The 5,084-nt window shown below is 71.6% G+C and carries 3 protein-coding genes; all 3 read left to right on the top strand.

What is annotated here, in order from left to right:
- The first annotated feature begins 139 nt into the window (after positions 1-139).
- The 3 genes from VHK87_RS19225 to VHK87_RS19215 all read left to right on the top strand — a co-directional run bounded on the left by VHK87_RS19225 (position 140) and on the right by VHK87_RS19215 (position 4,731).
- A complete protein-coding gene (locus tag VHK87_RS19225; RefSeq protein WP_329636508.1) occupies positions 140-937 on the top strand; it encodes a hypothetical protein in 798 nt (265 codons plus the stop codon).
- Positions 938-963: 26 nt separating this feature from the next.
- Positions 964-2,592, top strand: coding sequence for a ShlB/FhaC/HecB family hemolysin secretion/activation protein (locus VHK87_RS19220; protein WP_329636507.1), 1,629 nt, complete (start codon positions 964-966; stop codon positions 2,590-2,592).
- A 105-nt stretch (positions 2,593-2,697) separates the two neighbouring features.
- Positions 2,698-4,731, top strand: a complete 2,034-nt coding sequence (locus VHK87_RS19215; RefSeq protein ID WP_329636506.1) for an elongation factor G — start codon at positions 2,698-2,700, stop codon at positions 4,729-4,731.
- Positions 4,732-5,084: the final 353 nt, after the last annotated feature.

Genomic DNA, 5,084 nt, shown 5'->3' with positions numbered 1-5,084 from the left:
GATCTCACCGACCGGCTGAACCAGGCTCTCGAAGCCCCTTCGTCGCCCTAATTCCTCAGGCTCGGCAATCCTTTAGTGTTGACGGAACGATCCGGCGGCAGCATCGCTCTATCGGGGGATAACCAAGGTCTCCAAAGCGATGCGCCGTTCAAACCTTCCTCTGCTCGGGGCTGCACTGGCGCTGATGCTGGCCAGTTGCGCCACGGGTAGGCCCGTCCATTTCGCCGGCCAGGGCTCGTCCGCGAGTGACGATGACGAAGCCGCAGCCAACGCCGAGGCCGAGGCGCCGTTGGTCGCTGCGGCGGCCACCGGCCAGGTGCTGGTCGCCAAGGGCAACGCCATGCTTCCCGGCGCCGGCCCGGCCTTCGGTCCGGGCGGCGCCGTGCGCGCCGGCCCCTCGCCGGGCCTCATCAACGCTGCCCTGCTGCCGCGCGGGGCAAGCGCTGCGGCCTCCGCGCAGCTGCAGGGCGGCCGTGTCGGGAGCGGCGGGGGTGGCTCGCCGGTAGCAGTGACGTCACCAGGCGCCAGCGTCGCGGCGGGCTCACCTGGAGCGGGCGTGACTGCAGGCGTCACCCCCGCCACCGTCGGCGGCCCCGGCCCGGGCGCCGCCACCCTCCCTGGGGCGGGCGTGGGCGCGACCCTGCCGGGCGGCGGCCTCACCGCCTCGCTGCCCTCCGCAACTATCGGGGGCCCTGCGCCTATTGGGGCCACGCTGCCCGGCGCCAGCCTGGGCGCAGCGACACCGATCGGCGGCTTGAACGCGGGCCTGCCGCCAGTCGGCGTGAGCGCGACCCCGTCGGTCGGCGCCGCCAACCTGGGCGCAGGCGTGTTGGGTGCGACCATGAACGCATCGACGCCGCCGCTTACGCCCGCGGCGCCGGGCGGCGTCCCCGGCTCCACACCGCTCACGACCCTCTTGGGCGGCCTCGGCGGCTGACAGAGCGCACCACAACGGACTGCAACATGCGACGCCACTTCCTCCTGCCCTTGGTCCTGAGCATCGCCGCCGCGCCAACGGCGGCGTTCGCGCAAAGCCCGTCGGTGGTCGTTCCCGAAGGGCGGGTCGACCAGACGCCGCCGCCGCCGCGCGAGCGTCTCGAGCAGACGCCGCAAGCCGGGGCGGCGACGCAGAGCCTCCCGCAAGTCGCCCCCTTCACCCTGGCCTCAGTTACCGTCGAGGGCTCGAGCCTGCCGCCGGCGCAGCTGGAGGCGGCCTGGCGCCCCTTCGTCGGTCGCACGATGGACGGCGCCCAACTCGAGCAGCTCACCGACGCCATCGTGGCCGCCTACGAGCGCAGCGACGTGGCGATCTACACCGTCGTGGTCCCCGGGCAGGATTTCGCCGACGGCCGCGTCCGGATGCAGGCGCTGGAGGGCTGGATCGAAGCGGTGCAGGTGCGCGGCGGCGAGGGGAGCAAGGCCCGCGAGCAGGCGGAGGCCTACCTCGCACGGATCGGCGACGAGCGGCCGCTGCGACGCTCGACCCTACAGCGCTACGTCTCGCTGGTGCGGGACATCCCGGGCCTGCGCAGCGGCATGCGGCTGATGACCGGCGCCGATCCCGAGGCGGTGCGGCTCGAGCTCGACATCCAGCCCAGACCCGTCCAGCTGGGGCTGGCGGCGAACAACCGCGGGACCGCCTTCCTGGGACGCACCCAGCTCTCCGCCGACCTCTACCTCAACAGCTTGCTGCAGGGCGGCGACCAGACCCGGCTGACCTACGCCACGCCGACCGATACCGAGCGGTTCCAGTACTACGCCGCCAGCCACCTGGCGCCGCTGAACGACGACGGCACGACCGTGCAGCTCAGCGCCGGGCATCTGCGCACCCGGCCGGCCGGCGTGCCGATCCGCGGCCGGGCCACCTCCGGCGGCGTGGTCATCACCCACCCGCTGATCCGCAGCTATGACCGGGACCTCTACGTCAGCCTGGGACTGGACGGGATCGACGCCGACAACGCCTTCCTGGGGGCCACCTTCTCCGACGAGCGGACCCGCGCCCTCCGCGCCGCGGCCGCCTACACCTGGCAGAGCGACCGGCGGCTGGCCTACGCGGCGGCGACCGGCAGCGTCGGCCTCGACGCCTTCGGCGCCCGCACCCTGAACCCGGCCATTACCGACATCGACTTCGTCAAGCTGAACGCCCGGGCCCGCTTCACCAGCTACGTCGGCGACCGGGTGATCCTGCGGCTCAACGCAGCGGGCCAGTGGACCGACGACCGGCTGCCGGCCTCGGAGCAGTTCGCCCTCGGCGGCGAAGAGTTCGGGCGGGCCTACGAGGCCTCCATCGTCGCCGGCGACTACGGCTATGCAGGCTCCGCGGAACTGGCCTGGCGCCCGCCCGGCCTGGCGCCCGATTTCGCCAGCTCGGAGGCCTACGGATTCGTGGACGGCGGCCGCATCTGGTACCGCGCGCGTCTCGGCTTCCCCACCGTGGACGCGGACCTCGGCTCGGTCGGGCTGGGCGTTCGCGCCGCCTACCGCCAGCGCTTCCTGCTCGAGCTGGAGGCGGCCAAGGCGCTCTCCAACCCGCTGCCCTTCCTCGACCGCGACGACTGGCGCGGAGTCTTCGCGCTCAAGACGCTCTGGTAGGGCCCGCGCGGTTCCTCCTTGCGCGATCCCGCCCGCGGGTGGAGCATCCTGCCATCGGCCGGCCACTGAACGAGCCGGCGTCCGATATTGATGGAGGACGAGACCATGGCCGGCACTAAGCCGGGCGCCACGCGCGCCATCGCCCTGGTCGGCGCTGCAGGCGCCGGCAAGACCACCCTTCTGGAAGCGATGATGTTCGCCAGCGGGGCCATCCCTCGGCAGGGAAGCGTCGACGCCGGATCCAGTGTGGGCGACGCCAGCCCGGAGGCCCGGAAACGCGGCCAGTCCGTCGAGCTCAACCTGGCCGCCTTCGAGTTCATGGGCGACCGCTACGCCGTCTTCGACTGCCCCGGCGCGACCGAGTTCTGCGCCTCCGCCGACGGGGTGCTGCCGGCCGTCGACCTGGCGATCATCGTCGCCGACTCCCATCCCGAAAAGGCCCCCTTGCTGCAGCCGATCTTCAAATCGCTGGAGCGGCTGGGGGTGCCGCACGCCGTGTTCATAAACCGCATCGACCAGGCGCACGGGCCCCTGGACGGCCTCTTGGAAGCCCTGGCGCCGATCAGCTCGGCGCCTATCGTCGCGCGCCAGATCCCGCTGTTCAAAGGCGAGCAGGTGACCGGCTTCGTGGACCTGGCGCTGGAGCGCGCCTTCGTCTATCGGCCGGGCCAGCCCTCCGAGCGCATCGACCTGCCCGAGGACATCGTCGCCCAGGAGGCCGAGGCCCGCTTCCACATGCTGGAGCAGCTGGCCGACTACGACGACACCCTGATGGAAGAGCTGCTCTCCGACCTCACGCCGAGCCAGGACGAGGTGTTCTCGGACCTGGTGAAGGAGATGAACGAGGGGCTGATCGTACCGGTCTTCTTCGGCTCGGCGCTGAATTCGTTCGGCGTGCGCCGGCTCTTGAAGGCCCTGCGCCACGAGACGCCGGACGTCTCCCGCGCCGCCGAGCGGCTGGGGCTGGACGGGCCGTGCGCCTACGCCTTCCGCACCTCGTACGCCGGTCAGGCCGGCAAGCTGACCTTCGCCCGGGTGATGGACGGGACGCTGAGGGACAGCGACGAGCTGACCGACTCCGAGGGCCAGCGGGCCCGGCCCGGCGGCCTCTTCCGGCTCGACGGCGCGGCGACGAAGAAGGTCGACCACGTGGACCGTGGCGAGGTGGCCGCCATCGCCAAGCTGGACCAGGCCGTGGCCGGCCAGGTGCTGTCGATCGACGGCAAGGCCCGCAAGGCGCTGGTCGAGGCGGGGGAGCCCGCGGCCCTCTACTGCATGGCCATCTCTGCCAAGGAGCATAAGGACGACGTCCGCCTTTCCGGCGCCCTGGCCAAGCTGGTGGAAGAGGACCGGACGCTCCGTCTGACCCAAAACCCGATCACCCAGGAGCACCTGCTGGCGGGTCAGGGCGAGGCGCACCTGGCGATCACCCTCGAGCGGCTGAAGCGGCGGTTCGGGGTCGAGGCGCAGGTCGCCAGGCCCAAGGTCTCCTACCGCGAGAGCATCCGAAAAGGCGTCACCCAGCACGGCCGGCACAAGAAGCAGACCGGCGGCCACGGCCAGTTCGGCGACGTGATTATCGAGATCAAGCCGGGGGCGCCGGGCTCGGGCGTCGTCTTCTCGCAGCGGATCACCGGCGGGGTGGTGCCCAAGCAGTGGATCCCCGCCGTCGAGCAGGGGGTGCGGGACGCGGCCCAGAAGGGCCCGCTGGGCTTCCCCGTGGTGGACGTGGACGTCTGCCTGATCGACGGCAGCTACCACTCAGTGGACTCCTCGGAAATGGCTTTCCGAGCCGCCGGGCGGCTGGCCATGAGCGACGGGCTGAAGCAGTGCGCCAGCTATCTGCTGGAGCCTATCGAGAAGCTGATCATCCACGCGCCCTCGTCTGCGACCGCGCGGATCACCGCGGCGATCTCGGCCCGGCGCGGCCAGATCCTCGGCTTCCACCCGAGGGAAGGCTGGGCCGGCTGGGACGAGATCGCGGTCTATCTGCCCGAGAGTGAGCGGCAGGACCTGATCGCCGAGCTGCGCGGGCTCACCCAGGGCCTGGGCGACTACATCGCCGAGTTCGACCACATGGCGGAAGTCACCGGCCGCATCGCCGAAGACATCGTCAAGCGCGAGCACGCGATGGCGTGATGGGGCTCAAGCGCCCTCTTCACCGCTTCGCGGTATTCTCCCCCGCAGTCTGCGCTGCGGGGGAGGATCTAATTCATAAGCTCCTCCCCCGGCCCGCAGAGGGCGGGGGAGGTGGATCGGCGCGCGAGCGCCGAGACGGAGGGGGCGCAATCTTGAGATCGAACCTGCCAGCGACCGGAACCCCTTGGCCCCAGCTGAAGGACCGCATGCTCGGCTACGCCGCCGGGGACGTGCGCTGGCGCGACGGCCGCACGGCCGTCTACGTGTTCAACGCCGGCCCGGAGGTGGAGCAGGTCCAGAAGGAGGCCTACGCCCTCTTCCAGTCGGAGAACGGACTCGGCCCCGCGGCCTTC

It is taken from the genome of Phenylobacterium sp. (assembly GCF_036263695.1).
Classification (GTDB): Bacteria; Pseudomonadota; Alphaproteobacteria; order Caulobacterales; family Caulobacteraceae; genus Phenylobacterium.
This window is presented reverse-complemented; position numbering and strand designations above follow the sequence as displayed.